The sequence below is a fragment of the Streptomyces sp. NPDC051684 genome (assembly GCF_044453445.1).
Taxonomy (GTDB): Bacteria; Actinomycetota; Actinomycetes; order Streptomycetales; family Streptomycetaceae; genus Streptomyces.
Genome location: NZ_JBITCS010000001.1, coordinates 406,078 through 419,832, shown reverse-complemented (window position 1 = coordinate 419,832; position 13,755 = coordinate 406,078). Strand labels below are relative to the sequence as shown.

The following is a 13,755-nucleotide window of genomic DNA, read 5'->3' as shown; positions in this document are numbered from 1 at the left end:
GTCCGCGAAAGGGTTGACGTAGGTAGTGATTGGCCACTAACTTGGCCGCATGGTCAGGATGAGTGCGGAGGAGCGGCGCGAGAGCGTCATCCGCGCGGCGGTCACGGAGTTCGCCCGCGGCGGCTACAACGGCACGTCCACCGAGGCGATCGCCAAGCGGGTCGGTGTCTCGCAGCCGTATCTCTTCCGTCTCTTCCCGGGCAAGCGGGCCATCTTTCTCGCGGCCGCCCAGCGCTGCTGTCAGGACATCACCAAGGTCTTCCAGCGGGCGTCCGAGGGCGCCGAGGGGGAGGAGGCGGTGCAGTGCATGGGGGGCGCGTACCAGGCGCTGATCGCCGAGGACCCCGAGAAGCTGCTCATGCAGATGCAGATCTACGTCGCCGTGGCCGCCGCCGAATCGGCGGGGGACCGGGAGTTCGGGGAGTCGCTGCGGGCCTCCTGGATGGAGATGTACGACGTGGCCAACCTGGCGATGGGGGCGGACGCCGGCGAGACGACGCAGTTCCTCGCCTCCGGGATGCTCATCAACGTCCTGGTGTCCATGGGCTTCAAGCCGGACCACCGGGTCTGGGTCGGGTTCCATGAGGCGACGCAGTCGCAGGCCGCCGAGAAGGAGTGAGTACGCGTGGCGCAGGGGTGTTTTTTTACCCGCACAAGTTAGTCATCAATAACTAACCAAGCGATCGCTGGGGGAAGCAATGGCACGGACAGCAGCAACACCAGCACCAGCACAGCGCGGAGGAGCCATCTGGGCCCTCCTCATCACCAGCGTCGCCGGATTCATGGCGGCCCTCGACAACCTCGTCGTCACCACGGCCCTGCCGTCCATCCGCCAGGACCTCGGCGGGGCGCTCGACGACCTGGAGTGGACGGTCAGCGCCTACACGCTCACCTTCGCCGTCCTGCTGATGTTCGGCGCGGCGCTGGGGGACCGCTTCGGCCGCAGGCGGCTCTTCCAGGTCGGGCTCGCGATCTTCACCGTGGCCTCCGCCGCCGCGGCCATGGCCCCCGGCATCGACTCGCTGATCGCCGCCCGCGCCGTGCAGGGCGTCGGCGCCGCGATCATGATGCCGCTCACCCTGACCCTGCTCACCGCGGCCGTCCCGGCGGCCAAGCGCGGTCTGGCGTACGGCATTTGGGGCGCGGTCAACGGGCTGGCGGTCGCCTCCGGGCCGCTCATCGGCGGCAGCCTGACCGAGCACGTCTCCTGGCACTGGATCTTCTGGCTGAACGTTCCGCTGGGACTCGCCCTGCTGCCGCTCGCCCGGCTGCGCCTGAAGGAGTCGTACGGAGCGGGCGCCCGGCTCGACATCGTGGGCACGCTGCTCGCCAGCGGCGGTCTGTTCGGCATCGTGTACGGCCTGGTGCGCGGGCCCGTCGTCGGCTGGACCGACACTCTCGTGCTGACCGGCCTGTTCGCGGGCACGGCGCTGCTCGTCGGGTTCGTACGCCACGGGATCCGCAACGAGCACTCCATGCTGCCCATGCGGCTCTTCCGCTCCCGCGCCTTCGCCGGGATCAACGCCGCGAGCCTGCTGATGTTCCTCGGCATGTTCGGTTCGATCTTCCTGCTCAGCCAGTTCCTCCAGGGCGTGCTCGGCTACTCGCCGACGGAGGCGGGCCTGCGGATGCTGCCCTGGACCGGCATGCCGATGCTCGTCGCGCCGATCGCCGGGATCCTCTCGGACCGCATCGGTGGCCGGCCCGTCGTCGCGGCGGGTCTCTTCCTCCAGGCCGTCGGGCTCGGCTGGTTCGCCGCCGTGGTCTCCGCCGACGTCTCGTACGCCGCCCAGCTGCCGGCCCTGATCGTCAGCGGCATCGGCATGGCCCTCTACTTCGCCCCGGCCGCCAACCTGGTCATGTCCAGCGTCCTGCCGCAGGAGCAGGGCATCGCCTCCGGCGCCAACAACGCGCTGCGCGAGGTCGGCGGTGCGCTCGGCATCGCGATCATGTCGTCGGTCTTCTCGGCGCAGGGCGGCTACGACTCCGCGCAGCGCTTCGTGGACGGGATCGAGCCCGCGCTGTGGGTGGGCGCCGGGATCGTGGCCGTGGCCGGTGTCGCCGCCCTGTTCATCCCGCGGGCGGGTCGCAAGGGGCCCGTCCCGCGGGACCCTGAGCCTGCTCCGGTCCTGGAAAACGCCTGATCACCGCAGCCCACCCAGGAGGAACGCCATGCCGACCCTGCCCTGGACCACCCCGAACACCCCACCCGCGCGCGTGGAGGCCCATGTCTTCGCCTCCCGCTTCGAGACCCGCACGTTGTGGGGCTCGCTCAGGTTCTTCGCCCGTACGCCCGCCATCTGGCGACAGGTGGGGCGGGCGCCGGGCGCCTACGGAGCGACCCTGAAGGCGGCGCCCCTGCGGCGCACCTTCTGGACCCTGTCCGTCTGGGAGTCGCCCAAGGCGCTGCGGGACTTCGCGGCCGGCGCGCCGCACGGGGGGATCTCCGCGGGCCTGCGGGGCCAGATGAAGGACTCGACCTTCCTCACCTGGAAGGCGTCGACCGACGAGCTGCCGCTCCACTGGACGGACGTCCTGTCGCGCTTCGAGTGAGCCCGGCCACGGCAGCAACGGCCCCGTCCGAGCGGCGGGGCCGTTCTCGTACCCTTGAGCGCGTGCAGGAACTCCACGACGCCCCTCTCGCCCCCCTGACCACCTTCCGGCTCGGCGGGCCCGCCACCCGGCTGCTCACCGCGACCACCGACGCCGAGGTGATCGACGCGGTGCGCGAGGCCGACGACGCAGGTACGCCGCTGCTGATCATCGGCGGCGGCAGCAACCTCGTCATCGGCGACAAGGGCTTCGCCGGCACCGCTCTGCGCATCGCCACCAAGGGCTTCGAACTCGACGGTACGAAGCTGGAGCTGGCGGCCGGCGAGGTTTGGACCGACGCCGTCGAACGCACCGTCGAAGCAGGGCTCGCGGGCGTCGAGTGCCTCGCCGGGATCCCCGGCTCCGCGGGCGCGACGCCGATCCAGAACGTGGGGGCGTACGGCCAGGAGGTCTCCGCCACGATCACCGAGGTCGTCGCCTACGACCGCACGGCCGGCGAGACCGTCACGATCCCGAACGCCGAGTGCGCCTTCTCGTACCGGCACAGCCGCTTCAAGGCCGACCCCGACCGATACGTAGTGCTGCGCGTGCGGTTCGAGCTGGAGGACGCGGGCGGCCTCAGCGCCCCCCTGAAGTACCCGGAGACCGCGCGCGCCCTCGGCGTCGAGGCGGGCGAGCGCGTCTCCGCCGTCCTCGCGCGCGAGACCGTCCTGAAGCTGCGCGGCGGCAAGGGCATGGTGCTCGACCCGGAGGACCGCGACACCTGGTCGGCGGGCTCGTTCTTCACCAACCCGATCCTCACGGACGAGGAGTTCGCGGCCTTCCACGCGCGCGTGGTCGAGCGTCTGGGCGCGGACGCGAAGGCCCCCGCGTTCCCCGCCGGTGAGGGTCTCACCAAGACCTCGGCGGCCTGGCTCATCGACAAGGCGGGCTTCACCAAGGGCTACGGGACCGGCCCCGCCCGCATCTCCACCAAGCACACCCTCGCCCTGACCAACCGCGGCGAGGCCACCACTGAGGACCTGCTCGCGCTCGCCCGCGAGGTCGTCGCCGGGGTCAGGGACGTCTTCGGGGTGACGCTGGTCAACGAGCCGGTGACGGTGGGCGTCAGCCTCTGAGGCGGGCTGCCCCGGTCGGCGGGCGCCCCCGGTCAGTAGGCGACGCCGACCCCCTGCTTCACCGTCGCCGGGTCGTCCACCGCCGCCAGCATCGCGTGCGCTACGTCCGCGCGGCCGGCGAAGCGCCCCGAGCGCGGGAAGCCGCCCACGACGGTGCGGTACGAGCCGGTCAGCGGCTTGTCCTGGAGCCGGGGCGGCCGCACGGACGTCCAGTCGGTCGCGCTGTGCGCCAACTCCGCCTCCATATTGGCCAGGTCGACGTAGACGGGCTTCAGGATCCGGTCGATCATGCCGATCATCGCGCGGTCGACGAGCGGCGAGTCGGCGGGCTGCGGCCCCACCGGGCCCGCGCTGACCACCACCAGGCGGCGCACGCCCTCCGCCTCCATCGCCTTCAGGACCGACCGCGTCAGCTCGGCGGCGATCCCCGCGTCCGCGCGCTTGCGGGCGCCGAGCCCGGACAGCACGGCGTCCCGGCCCGCGACTGCCGGGCGCAGCGACTCGGGGTCCGTCAGGTCGGCCCGGAACACCTCCAGGCCCTCACCGGTCACCGTGAACCGCGCGGGATCGCGGACCACCGCCGTGACCTGGTGCCCGGCCGCCAGGGCCTGCTTGACGATCTCCTGCCCGATCCCGCCCGTCGCACCGAAAACCGTGAGCTTCATGGCGTACCTCCAGGCACGTATCTCGTAGTGGGTGAGTGCTCACTCACCCCTCTGTCCCTTAGGGTGAGTGAGCACTCACCCCCGCGTCAAGCATGGTTGGAGCCCACATGGACCAGAAGCCGGCCCGTGTCCGCATCGTCGACGCGGCCCACGAACTCATGCTGAGCATCGGTCTCACTCGCACCACCACCAAGGAGATCGCCAAGGCCGCGGGCTGCTCCGAAGCGGCGCTCTACAAGTACTTCGCCAACAAGGAGGAGCTCTTCGTGACGGTGCTGGGCGAGCGCCTCCCGAAGCTGGGCTCCCTGCTCGGACGTCTCCTCGAGGAGGGCGCGGGGGACCCCGGCCGGACGGTCGAGCAGAACCTCACCGACATCGCCCACGAAGCGGCCCTCTTCTATGAGCAGACGTTCCCGATGGCCGCGTCCCTGTACGCGGAGCCCAAGCTCAAGCGCCGCCACGAAGAGGTGATGCGCGAACTGGGCACAGGACCGCACAAGCCGATCCAGGGACTGGACGCCTACTTGCGGGCCGAACAACAGGCCGGCCGCATCGGCCCCGAAGCCGACACCTACGCGGCCGCCTCACTCCTGCTGGGCGCGTGCTCGCAGCGAGCCTTCGCCTACGAGATGTCCCCGGACGGCAGGCCGCCGCAGCCGGTGGACGAGTTCGCGGCCCACATCGCACGCACCCTGCTCGTCGGGATCGCCTGAGCCTTCCCGCCCCTCGGACGGTCGGCACTCAAGCGGCCAGCCATTCCTCGATGCCGCCCAGGAGCTTCTCCTTGGTGTCGTGCGGGGCCGCGGAGCCGCGTACCGACTGGCGGGCCAGTTCGGCCAGTTCGGCGTCGGAGAAGCCGTGGTGGCGGCGCGCGATGTCGTACTGGGCGGCCAGCCGCGAGCCGAACAGGAGCGGGTCGTCGGCGCCCAGCGCCATCGGCACCCCGGCCTCGTACAGCGTGCGCAGCGGTACGTCCTCGGGCTTCTCGTAGACGCCGAGGGCGACGTTCGAGGCGGGGCACACCTCGCAGGTCACGCCCCCGTCCGCGAGGCGCTTCAGCAGCCGCGGGTCCTCGGCCGCCCGCACGCCGTGGCCGACCCGCGTGGCGTCCAGGTCGTCGAGGCAGTCGCGCACGGACGAGGGCCCGGTCAGCTCGCCCCCGTGCGGCGCGCTCAGCAGTCCACCCTCGCGCGCGATGTGGAAGGCCCGGTCGAAGTCCCGCGCCATGCCCCGGCGTTCGTCGTTGGAGAGCCCGAAACCGACGATGCCCCGGTCCGCGTACCGCACCGCGAGCCGCGCCAGCGTGCGGGCGTCCAGTGGATGCTTCATGCGGTTCGCCGCGACCAGCACGCGCATCCCGAGCCCGGTCTCGCGCGAGGCGCTGTCGACGGCGTCGAGGATGACCTCCAGGGCCGGGATGAGGCCGCCCAGCATCGGCGCGTACGACGTCGGGTCGACCTGGATCTCCAGCCAGCCGCCGCCGTCCGCGATGTCCTCCTCCGCGGCCTCCCGAACCAGCCGCTGGATGTCCTCGGGCTCCCGCAGACAGGAACGCGCCGCATCGTAGAGCCGCTGGAAGCGGAACCAGCCGCGCTCGTCCGTGGCCCGCAGCTTCGGCGGCTCGGCCCCGGTCAGCGCCTCGGGGAGCCGCACCCCGTACTTGTCGGCGAGTTCCAGCAGGGTCGTGGGCCGCATCGACCCGGTGAAGTGCAGATGCAGGTGGGCCTTGGGCAATTGACGTACATCACGTCCTACACGCTCCATCCCAAGATCCTGCCGTACACACCTGTCGTACCGGTAGCGCCTTTCCACCTTCGGGGCCCTGCCCGAACGAACAAGCGGGCCGCCTCCGTAAGGAGACGGCCCGCTTGCACACGCTTACGAAGAAGCTCAGTCGCGCGCCTCGGCGAGCAGCTTCTGGATGCGCGAGACGCCCTCGACGAGGTCCTCGTCACCGAGCGCGTACGACAGACGCAGGTAACCCGGCGTACCGAAGGCCTCGCCCGGCACCACCGCGACCTCGGCCTCCTCCAGGATGAGCGCGGCGAGCTCGACGGAGCTCTGCGGACGCTTGCCCCGGATCTCCTTGCCGAGCAGGCTCTTCACCGACGGGTACGCGTAGAACGCGCCCTCGGGCTCCGGGCACACGAAGCCGTCGATCTCGTTGAGCATCCGCACGATCGTCTTGCGACGCCGGTCGAAGGCCTCACGCATCTTCTCCACGGCCGTCAGGTCACCGGACACGGCGGCGAGCGCGGCCGCCTGCGCCACGTTGGAGACGTTCGAAGTCGCGTGCGACTGCAGGTTCGTCGCGGCCTTCACGACGTCCTTCGGCCCGACGATCCACCCGACACGCCAGCCGGTCATCGCGTACGTCTTCGCCACGCCGTTGACCACGATGCACTTGTCGCGCAGCTCGGGCAGGAGCGCGGGCAGCGACGTGAACTTCGCGTCCCCGTAGACGAGGTGCTCGTAGATCTCGTCCGTCATCACCCACAGGCCGTGCTCCACGGCCCAGCGGCCGATGGCCTCGGCGTCGGCCTCGCTGTAGACGGCACCCGTCGGGTTCGAGGGCGACACGAACAGGACGACCTTGGTGCGCTCGGTGCGCGCGGCCTCCAGCTGCTCCACGGAGACGCGGTAGCCGGTCGTCTCGTCGGCGACGACCTCCACCGGCACGCCGCCCGCGAGGCGGATCGACTCCGGGTACGTGGTCCAGTACGGGGCCGGGACGATGACCTCGTCGCCCGGGTCGAGGATCGCGGCGAACGCCTCGTAGATGGCCTGCTTGCCGCCGTTCGTCACCAGGATCTGCGAGGCGTCGACCTCGTAGCCGGAGTCGCGCAGCGTCTTCGCGGCGATCGCGGCCTTCAGCTCGGGCAGACCGCCGGCCGGGGTGTAGCGGTGGAACTTCGGGTTCTTGCACGCCTCGATGGCCGCTTCGACCACGTAGTCCGGCGTCGGGAAGTCGGGCTCACCGGCGCCGAAGCCGATCACCGGGCGCCCGGCGGCCTTGAGGGCCTTGGCCTTGGCGTCGACGGCGAGGGTCGCGGACTCGGAGATCGAGCCGACCCGGGCCGACACCCGGCGCTCGGTGGGAGAGGAACCTGCGGACGGAGAAGGAGTTGCAGCGCTCATGACCCCATCGTTCCAGACCGGAAAGCCGCCGGGCACACGGGTTTCGAAGAGCGAGAAACCGCTATTGATCCACTTGTTGATCCACTTGCGGATGTTGCTCGTTCGACGGAGGGCTCCGGAACACGTACACTCACTGCTCGTTGGCCTTCAACGGCCGCGCCTTCCGACTGCACTCCGTGCGTCCGGGCGGATGCGGTACGTTGGGGGAGACAAAGGGTCGTAGCTCAATTGGTAGAGCACTGGTCTCCAAAACCAGCGGTTGGGGGTTCAAGTCCCTCCGGCCCTGCTACACACTCCTTCGCCAGGATGTGTGCGCATGTACGTACTGCATAGCACCGCCGTGCGGCTCCACCGGGCGCGGCACGGCCACGACCCGGAATCAGGTGAGGACGAGTGACGGACGCCGTGGGCTCCATCGACAAGCCTGATGCTGAGGCGCCGGAGTCCAAGAAGGCCCGCAAGGGCGGAAAGCGCGGCAAGAAGGGCCCCTTCGGCCGTCTCGCGCTCTTCTACCGCCAGATCGTCGCGGAACTCCGCAAGGTCGTCTGGCCGACTCGCAGTCAGCTCTCGACGTACACCACAGTGGTGATTGTGTTCGTCGTCATCATGATCGGTCTTGTCACCGTGATTGACTATGGCTTCAACCACCTTGTCAAGTACGTATTCGGCTGAGCCGAAAAGCGGAGGGCGCCGTGTCCGGCGCCCCTTTCGCGCGTTCCACCCCTATGTATCCAGGAAGAAGCAGCCACAGTGTCTGACCCGAACCTGAACGAGGCGATCGAGCCGGTCGAGTCCGCTGAGGACGAGCTCGACATCGTCGAGGCGGCGGACGCCGAGGACCCGGACCAGGCAGAGGCTGCCGACATCGCCGCCGGCGAGCCCGCCGAGGAAGCCGCGGTCGAGACCGTGGTGGACGCCGACGCCGAGGCCGAGGAGGCCCAGGCGGAGGACGCCCCGGCCGAGGCCGAGGAAGCCGCCGAGACGGTCGAGGCCGTCGACGAGGAGCCGGTCGACCCGATCGCCGCGCTCCGTGACGAGCTGCGGTTCCTGCCGGGTGACTGGTACGTCATCCACACCTACGCGGGCTACGAGAAGCGCGTGAAGGCCAACCTGGAGCAGCGCGCCGTCTCGCTCAACGTCGAGGAATTCATCTACCAGGCTGAAGTCCCCGAGGAAGAGATCGTCCAGATCAAGAACGGCGAGCGCAAGAACGTCCGGCAGAACAAGCTGCCCGGTTACGTGCTCGTCCGCATGGACCTGACGAACGAGTCCTGGGGTGTTGTCCGCAACACGCCCGGCGTCACCGGCTTCGTGGGCAACGCCTACGACCCGTACCCGCTGACTCTGGACGAGATCGTCAAGATGCTCGCCCCGGAGGCCGAGGAGAAGGCCGCCAAGGAGGCCGCCGAGGCCGAGGGCAAGCCGGCTCCGGCCCGCAAGGTCACCGTCGAGGTCCTGGACTTCGAGGTCGGCGACTCGGTCACCGTCACCGACGGCCCGTTCGCGACGCTGCAGGCGACGATCAACGAGATCAACGCCGACTCGAAGAAGGTCAAGGGCCTCGTCGAGATCTTCGGTCGCGAGACCCCGGTCGAGCTGAGCTTCGACCAGATCCAGAAGAACTAGCCCTCACGGGCCCGAAGGTTCCTTCTGGGCACACGCTTCCGAACAGGTCAGACGGGCTGCAAAGCCTGTCTGACCTGCTCGGTTTTTAGCCGCGCATGGATACCCGTTATCGTTGTGCGGTATGCCTCCATCCGGATGATCTGGACGATCATCGATCAGCCTTGATCAGGATGGCGGCCGAACACTCTCACTAAGACCCGGAGAGAGAGCACATGCCTCCCAAGAAGAAGAAGGTCACGGGGCTCATCAAGCTCCAGATCCAGGCCGGCGCCGCCAACCCGGCCCCGCCTGTCGGCCCCGCGCTGGGCCAGCACGGCGTGAACATCATGGAGTTCTGCAAGGCCTACAACGCCGCGACCGAGTCGCAGCGCGGTTGGGTCATCCCGGTGGAGATCACGGTCTACGAGGACCGTTCCTTCACCTTCATCACCAAGACCCCGCCGGCCGCGAAGATGATCCTCAAGGCCGCTGGTGTCGAGAAGGGCTCCGGCGAGCCGCACAAGACCAAGGTCGCCAAGATCACCGAGGCGCAGGTCCGCGAGATCGCCACGACCAAGATGCCCGACCTCAACGCCAATGACCTGGACGCCGCGTCCAAGATCATCGCCGGCACCGCCCGTTCCATGGGCGTCACGGTCGAGGGCTGACCTCCACCTCGCAGATCCATCCGTGGCAGGGCCTGCTCGGCCCGCACCACGACTCCTCTAGAACTCAGGAGAAGCAAGTGAGCAAGCGCAGCAAGTCTCTCCGCGCTGCGGACGCCAAGGTCGACGGGGCCAAGCTCTACGCCCCGCTCGAGGCCGTCCGTCTCGCCAAGGAGACCTCCACCTCGAAGTTCGACGGCACCGTCGAGGTCGCCTTCCGCCTGGGCGTTGACCCGCGCAAGGCCGACCAGATGGTCCGTGGCACCGTGAACCTGCCGCACGGCACCGGCAAGACCGCCCGGGTCCTGGTCTTCGCGACCGGTGACCGTGCTGCGGCCGCGGAAGCCGCGGGCGCCGACATCGTCGGCTCCGACGAGCTCATCGCCGAGATCGCCAAGGGCGACCGCCTGAACGAGTTCGACGCCGTTGTCGCCACCCCGGACCTCATGGGCAAGGTCGGCCGCCTCGGCCGCGTGCTCGGTCCGCGTGGCCTCATGCCGAACCCGAAGACCGGCACCGTGACCCCGGACGTGGTCAAGGCCGTGAACGAGATCAAGGGCGGCAAGATCGAGTTCCGCGTCGACAAGCACGCGAACCTGCACTTCATCATCGGCAAGGTGTCCTTCGACGACGCCAAGCTGGTGGAGAACTACGGCGCGGCCCTGGAGGAGATCCTCCGCCTGAAGCCGTCCGCCGCCAAGGGTCGCTACATCAAGAAGGCCGCCATCAGCACCACGATGGGCCCCGGCATTCAGCTCGACTCCAACCGCACCCGGAACCTCCTCGTCGAGGAGGACCCGGCCGCGGTCTGAGCCTCACCGGCTCGCTGACTCACGTCGGCATCGGGCCCCGCACCTTTCGAGGTGCGGGGCCCGTTCCCTTTTTCCGGTCCCTACGAGGCCGTGACTGAGCTAGCTTCGCGGGGAACCGAGGCGACCGACTGGGGGAGTGGATGCGGCGGTACGCGCGCATGGTGGTGACCCTGGCCTTCGTGGGCGTTCTGCTGACCGCCTGCGGCGGGACGGGGGAGCACGAGGCCCGCGAGGCGCGACAGGCGCTGCGCACGGCCCGGCAGAAGGTCGTCGCGGCGGGCTCGGCCCACGTGGACGCGACGATGGTCACCGGGAAGCGGCTGACTTCGCGCAGCACGGGCCCGCTCGGCTGGTCCCACGGCGTCCAGGGCACCTTGACCGTACGCATCACGGGCGGCGAACTCGCGGCATCCACCAGGGAGTTGGGCGGCGACCCGTCCGAGACGCGCTTCCTGCCGGACGCCGGCTACACCCGCATGAGCGACCGGTTCGCCGATCTCCAGGGCGGCCGGCACTGGATCCGCCGCCCGTACGACACCTGCAGCGACCTCACCCCGGCGGACACGCTGAAGGCGCTCATCCGCGCCGAGGACGTCCACAGCGTGGGGCGGGAGACCGTGCGCGGCCAGCGGGCCACGCACTACCGGGGGACCTCCGGCCGCCAGCACATCGACGTATGGCTCGACGACCGGCACCTCCTGGTGCGGCGCACCCAGCGCGCGGGCGACTTCACCGGCACCGTGAACTACCGAGACTACGGCGTCCCCGCCGCTGCCGAGCGCCCGGCGAAGCGCGACACCGTCGACTTCGCCGACGTCACGGACGCCGGATGAAGCTGTGGGCGGGCTGTCCGAGCCGTCCGCTATCGTGCGGACAGATCAAGACGCACCAAGGGGTGGGAATCAAGATGACTGTTTCCGTACGACGAGTGGTCGGCGCCGCAGCCGTCACCGCGCTGCTGTGTTCGGCCGTCGCCGCCTGTGGTGGCGGGGACGACAAGGGCGACAAGGCCTCCGGGTCGGGCTCCCAGTCGGTCGCGCAGGCCGTCACGGCCGCGTACAAGAAGACCTCCGCGGCCAAGTCCGCCAAGGTCGAGATGACCATGAAGACGCCGACGGCGGCTCAGGGCGGCGGCGACATGAAGATGTCCGGCACCCTGGGCTGGGACCCGACCGTCATGGATATGACGATGTCGGGCTCCGCGCTCTCGGCCGGCGGCCCGGACGCGCCCAAGAACGTCCGGATGCTCATGCAGGACAACGTGATGTACATGGACATGGGCGCCAACGCGGCCAAGTCCATGGACGGCAAGCGCTGGATGAAGATGGACCTCGCCGCCATGGCGAAGAAGTCCGGCGACGAGAAGATGGCGCGCCAGATGACCGGCAGCCTGGACAGCATGAACCAGGACCCGGCCCAGCAGATCGCCGTTCTCCTGGACTCGCCCAACCTGAAGCACCTCGGCTCGGCCACCGTGGACGGCGCCGAGACGGAGCACTACAAGGGCAAGCTGACGGTCGACGAGATGATGGCGAAGAACGACTCGCTGAAGGTCCTCAGCAAGTCCGACCGCGACCAGCTGCTCAAGAACGTCAAGAAGGCCGGCATCAAGACGTACGACACCGAGCTGTGGATCAACAAGGACGATCTGCCGGTCCGGCTCGACGTCACGATGGACAGCTCGCAGGGCGCCATCCAGATGTCGGAGAAGTTCTCCGACTACGGCGCCGCGGTGAAGGCCGATGTGCCGCCCGCGAGCCAGACCTTCGACATGATGCAGATGCTCAAGGAGCTCGGCGGGGCCTCCTCCGGCGCCGGGAGCAGCGCCGGTTCCTCCGGTCTTGACAGCGGCGTCTGAGCGGATTTGCTCGACACGCCTCCTTTCACGTAATCTTCCACAGAAGCCAAAGACCGCTGGTCGTTGCCGTGCGCTCGCAAGAGAGTTCGGTGGCCGAAGGATCCGCTGAAACTGCGGACGACCCGCGCAGGTGACTGTGGAAGTGCTCCTGGACCCCCTCGGGGATCCGGTCGAGCTCACGCCCCGTGCGCCTGCGCCGGGGCGTTTCGTTTTCCCAGCCTCCTTGCGAGCGGTCCTCATCACCCGGAAGGAGGCTGACGCTCTATGCCGACGCCCGACAAGGCTGCCGCCGTAGCCGAGCTCACGGACAAGTTCCGCAGCTCGAGCGCCGCCGTGCTGACCGAGTACCGGGGTCTCACCGTGGCCCAGCTCAAGCAGCTGCGCCGTTCGCTCGGTGAGAACTCCGAGTACGCCGTGGTGAAGAACACGCTGACCAAGATCGCGGCCAACGAGGCCGGGATCAACACGCTCGACGACCTGTTCAACGGTCCGACGGCGGTTGCCTTCGTCACCGGTGACCCGGTGGAGTCGGCGAAGGGTCTTCGTGACTTCGCCAAGGACAACCCGAACCTCGTCATCAAGGGCGGTGTCCTTGACGGCAAGGCGCTGTCCGCCGACGAGATCAAGAAGCTTGCGGACCTCGAGTCCCGCGAGGTTCTGCTCTCCAAGCTGGCCGGTGCCTTCAAGGCGAAGCAGTCGCAGGCTGCCTCCGTCTTCAACGCGCTGCCGACGAAGCTCGTCCGCACCCTGGACGCGCTCCGCGCCAAGCAGGACGAGCAGGGCGGTGCCGAGTAACTCGGCTCGCTTTTTGATCCTCGCCGCCTGAGAGGGCGGCAGGGATCGCAGCGGGCCGCACGTCTACGACGTAATGCCGACAGGCATACGCCCGCCTCACCCAGTACATCCGGCACCTGCCGATTTAGTGGAAGGACCGCCATCATGGCGAAGCTCACCCAGGACGAGCTGCTTGCGCAGTTCGAGGAGATGACCCTCATCGAGCTCTCCGAGTTCGTGAAGGCCTTCGAGGACAAGTTCGACGTCGAGGCTGCCGCTGCCGCCCCGGTCGTCGTCGCCGGTGGTGCCGCTGGTGGCGCCGCCGCCGAGGCCGCCGAGGAGCAGGACGAGTTCGACGTCATCCTCACCGGCGCCGGTGACAAGAAGATCCAGGTCATCAAGGTCGTGCGCGAGCTCACCTCCCTGGGCCTCAAGGAGGCCAAGGACCTCGTCGACGGCACCCCGAAGCCGGTCCTCGAGAAGGTCGCCAAGGACGCTGCCGAGAAGGCCAAGGAGCAGCTCGAGGGCGCCGGCGCGGCCGTCGAGGTCAAGTAAGACCTCTTCGAG

16 protein-coding genes and 1 tRNA gene are annotated in these 13,755 nt (G+C 69.1%); 14 read left to right on the top strand and 3 right to left on the bottom strand.

The features are described 5' to 3' along the window. The first annotated feature begins 49 nt into the window (after positions 1-49). The 4 genes from ACIA8D_RS01995 to ACIA8D_RS01980 all read left to right on the top strand — a co-directional run bounded on the left by ACIA8D_RS01995 (position 50) and on the right by ACIA8D_RS01980 (position 3,671). Complete coding sequence (locus tag ACIA8D_RS01995; RefSeq protein ID WP_399227950.1) at positions 50-619, top strand: TetR/AcrR family transcriptional regulator; 570 nt, start codon at positions 50-52, stop codon at positions 617-619. A gap of 79 nt (positions 620-698) precedes the next feature. Further along, positions 699-2,144 (top strand): DHA2 family efflux MFS transporter permease subunit, encoded by a 1,446-nt coding sequence (locus ACIA8D_RS01990; RefSeq protein WP_399227949.1) that lies wholly within the window; start codon positions 699-701, stop codon positions 2,142-2,144. 28 nt (positions 2,145-2,172) lie between these two features. After that, a complete protein-coding gene (locus ACIA8D_RS01985; RefSeq protein ID WP_399227948.1) occupies positions 2,173-2,553 on the top strand; it encodes a DUF3291 domain-containing protein in 381 nt (126 codons plus the stop codon). Next, the gene (locus ACIA8D_RS01980; protein ID WP_399227947.1) at positions 2,550-3,671 is read left to right on the top strand and encodes a UDP-N-acetylmuramate dehydrogenase; all 1,122 of its coding nucleotides are present in this window, start codon (positions 2,550-2,552) and stop codon (positions 3,669-3,671) included. The genes ACIA8D_RS01985 and ACIA8D_RS01980 overlap by 4 nt, the downstream gene beginning before the upstream one ends. Before the next feature lie 32 nt (positions 3,672-3,703). On the opposite strand, the gene ACIA8D_RS01975 is transcribed toward ACIA8D_RS01980, so the two are convergent. Then, positions 3,704-4,336: an NAD(P)-dependent oxidoreductase gene (locus ACIA8D_RS01975; RefSeq protein ID WP_399227946.1), complete on the bottom strand. Its 633-nt coding sequence runs from the start codon at positions 4,334-4,336 to the stop codon at positions 3,704-3,706. 107 nt (positions 4,337-4,443) lie between these two features. Here ACIA8D_RS01975 and ACIA8D_RS01970 point away from each other — a divergent pair, with 107 nt between their 5' ends. Further along, positions 4,444-5,049 (top strand): TetR/AcrR family transcriptional regulator, encoded by a 606-nt coding sequence (locus tag ACIA8D_RS01970; protein WP_399227945.1) that lies wholly within the window; start codon positions 4,444-4,446, stop codon positions 5,047-5,049. Positions 5,050-5,077: 28 nt separating this feature from the next. Here the strand turns inward: ACIA8D_RS01970 and ACIA8D_RS01965 are convergent, their stop codons facing one another. Together ACIA8D_RS01965 and ACIA8D_RS01960 are read right to left on the bottom strand one after the other, a co-directional pair. After that, positions 5,078-6,100 (bottom strand): adenosine deaminase, encoded by a 1,023-nt coding sequence (locus ACIA8D_RS01965; protein WP_399227944.1) that lies wholly within the window; start codon positions 6,098-6,100, stop codon positions 5,078-5,080. Between the two features lie 126 nt (positions 6,101-6,226). After that, positions 6,227-7,474 carry a pyridoxal phosphate-dependent aminotransferase gene (locus ACIA8D_RS01960; RefSeq protein WP_399227943.1) on the bottom strand — a complete coding sequence of 416 codons (1,248 nt, stop codon included), beginning with the start codon at positions 7,472-7,474 and terminating at the stop codon, positions 6,227-6,229. Positions 7,475-7,687: 213 nt separating this feature from the next. Here ACIA8D_RS01960 and ACIA8D_RS01955 point away from each other — a divergent pair. The 9 genes from ACIA8D_RS01955 (at position 7,688) to rplL (ending at position 13,743) form a co-directional block, all read left to right on the top strand. Next, positions 7,688-7,760, top strand: a tRNA-Trp gene (locus ACIA8D_RS01955). Positions 7,761-7,867: 107 nt separating this feature from the next. After that, positions 7,868-8,146, top strand: coding sequence for a preprotein translocase subunit SecE (secE, locus tag ACIA8D_RS01950; RefSeq protein WP_399227942.1), 279 nt, complete (start codon positions 7,868-7,870; stop codon positions 8,144-8,146). Positions 8,147-8,224: 78 nt separating this feature from the next. After that, complete coding sequence (gene nusG, locus ACIA8D_RS01945; RefSeq protein WP_399227941.1) at positions 8,225-9,100, top strand: transcription termination/antitermination protein NusG; 876 nt, start codon at positions 8,225-8,227, stop codon at positions 9,098-9,100. A 212-nt stretch (positions 9,101-9,312) separates the two neighbouring features. After that, positions 9,313-9,747, top strand: coding sequence for a 50S ribosomal protein L11 (gene rplK / locus ACIA8D_RS01940; protein WP_040252631.1), 435 nt, complete (start codon positions 9,313-9,315; stop codon positions 9,745-9,747). A 77-nt stretch (positions 9,748-9,824) separates the two neighbouring features. Further along, on the top strand, positions 9,825-10,556 hold the full coding sequence (rplA, locus tag ACIA8D_RS01935) for a 50S ribosomal protein L1 (protein WP_399227940.1): 732 nt from the start codon (positions 9,825-9,827) through the stop codon (positions 10,554-10,556). Positions 10,557-10,696: 140 nt separating this feature from the next. Further along, positions 10,697-11,389, top strand: a complete 693-nt coding sequence (locus ACIA8D_RS01930; protein WP_399227939.1) for a hypothetical protein — start codon at positions 10,697-10,699, stop codon at positions 11,387-11,389. 74 nt (positions 11,390-11,463) lie between these two features. Continuing rightward, complete coding sequence (locus tag ACIA8D_RS01925; protein ID WP_399227938.1) at positions 11,464-12,414, top strand: hypothetical protein; 951 nt, start codon at positions 11,464-11,466, stop codon at positions 12,412-12,414. 264 nt (positions 12,415-12,678) lie between these two features. Then, a complete protein-coding gene (gene rplJ, locus ACIA8D_RS01920; RefSeq protein WP_399227937.1) occupies positions 12,679-13,209 on the top strand; it encodes a 50S ribosomal protein L10 in 531 nt (176 codons plus the stop codon). A 144-nt stretch (positions 13,210-13,353) separates the two neighbouring features. Then, positions 13,354-13,743: a 50S ribosomal protein L7/L12 gene (gene rplL / locus ACIA8D_RS01915; RefSeq protein WP_385755860.1), complete on the top strand. Its 390-nt coding sequence runs from the start codon at positions 13,354-13,356 to the stop codon at positions 13,741-13,743. Positions 13,744-13,755: the final 12 nt, after the last annotated feature.

Coding starts and splice junctions, on each gene's coding strand:
- ACIA8D_RS01995 (WP_399227950.1), top strand. CDS start 50: ATGGTCAGGATGAGTGCGGAGGAGCGGCGCGAGAGCGTCATCCGCGCG.
- ACIA8D_RS01990 (WP_399227949.1), top strand. CDS start 699: ATGGCACGGACAGCAGCAACACCAGCACCAGCACAGCGCGGAGGAGCC.
- ACIA8D_RS01985 (WP_399227948.1), top strand. CDS start 2,173: ATGCCGACCCTGCCCTGGACCACCCCGAACACCCCACCCGCGCGCGTG.
- ACIA8D_RS01975 (WP_399227946.1), bottom strand. CDS start 4,336: ATGAAGCTCACGGTTTTCGGTGCGACGGGCGGGATCGGGCAGGAGATC.
- ACIA8D_RS01970 (WP_399227945.1), top strand. CDS start 4,444: ATGGACCAGAAGCCGGCCCGTGTCCGCATCGTCGACGCGGCCCACGAA.
- ACIA8D_RS01965 (WP_399227944.1), bottom strand. CDS start 6,100: ATGGAGCGTGTAGGACGTGATGTACGTCAATTGCCCAAGGCCCACCTG.
- ACIA8D_RS01960 (WP_399227943.1), bottom strand. CDS start 7,474: ATGAGCGCTGCAACTCCTTCTCCGTCCGCAGGTTCCTCTCCCACCGAG.
- rplK (WP_040252631.1), top strand. CDS start 9,313: ATGCCTCCCAAGAAGAAGAAGGTCACGGGGCTCATCAAGCTCCAGATC.
- ACIA8D_RS01930 (WP_399227939.1), top strand. CDS start 10,697: ATGCGGCGGTACGCGCGCATGGTGGTGACCCTGGCCTTCGTGGGCGTT.
- ACIA8D_RS01925 (WP_399227938.1), top strand. CDS start 11,464: ATGACTGTTTCCGTACGACGAGTGGTCGGCGCCGCAGCCGTCACCGCG.
- rplJ (WP_399227937.1), top strand. CDS start 12,679: ATGCCGACGCCCGACAAGGCTGCCGCCGTAGCCGAGCTCACGGACAAG.
- rplL (WP_385755860.1), top strand. CDS start 13,354: ATGGCGAAGCTCACCCAGGACGAGCTGCTTGCGCAGTTCGAGGAGATG.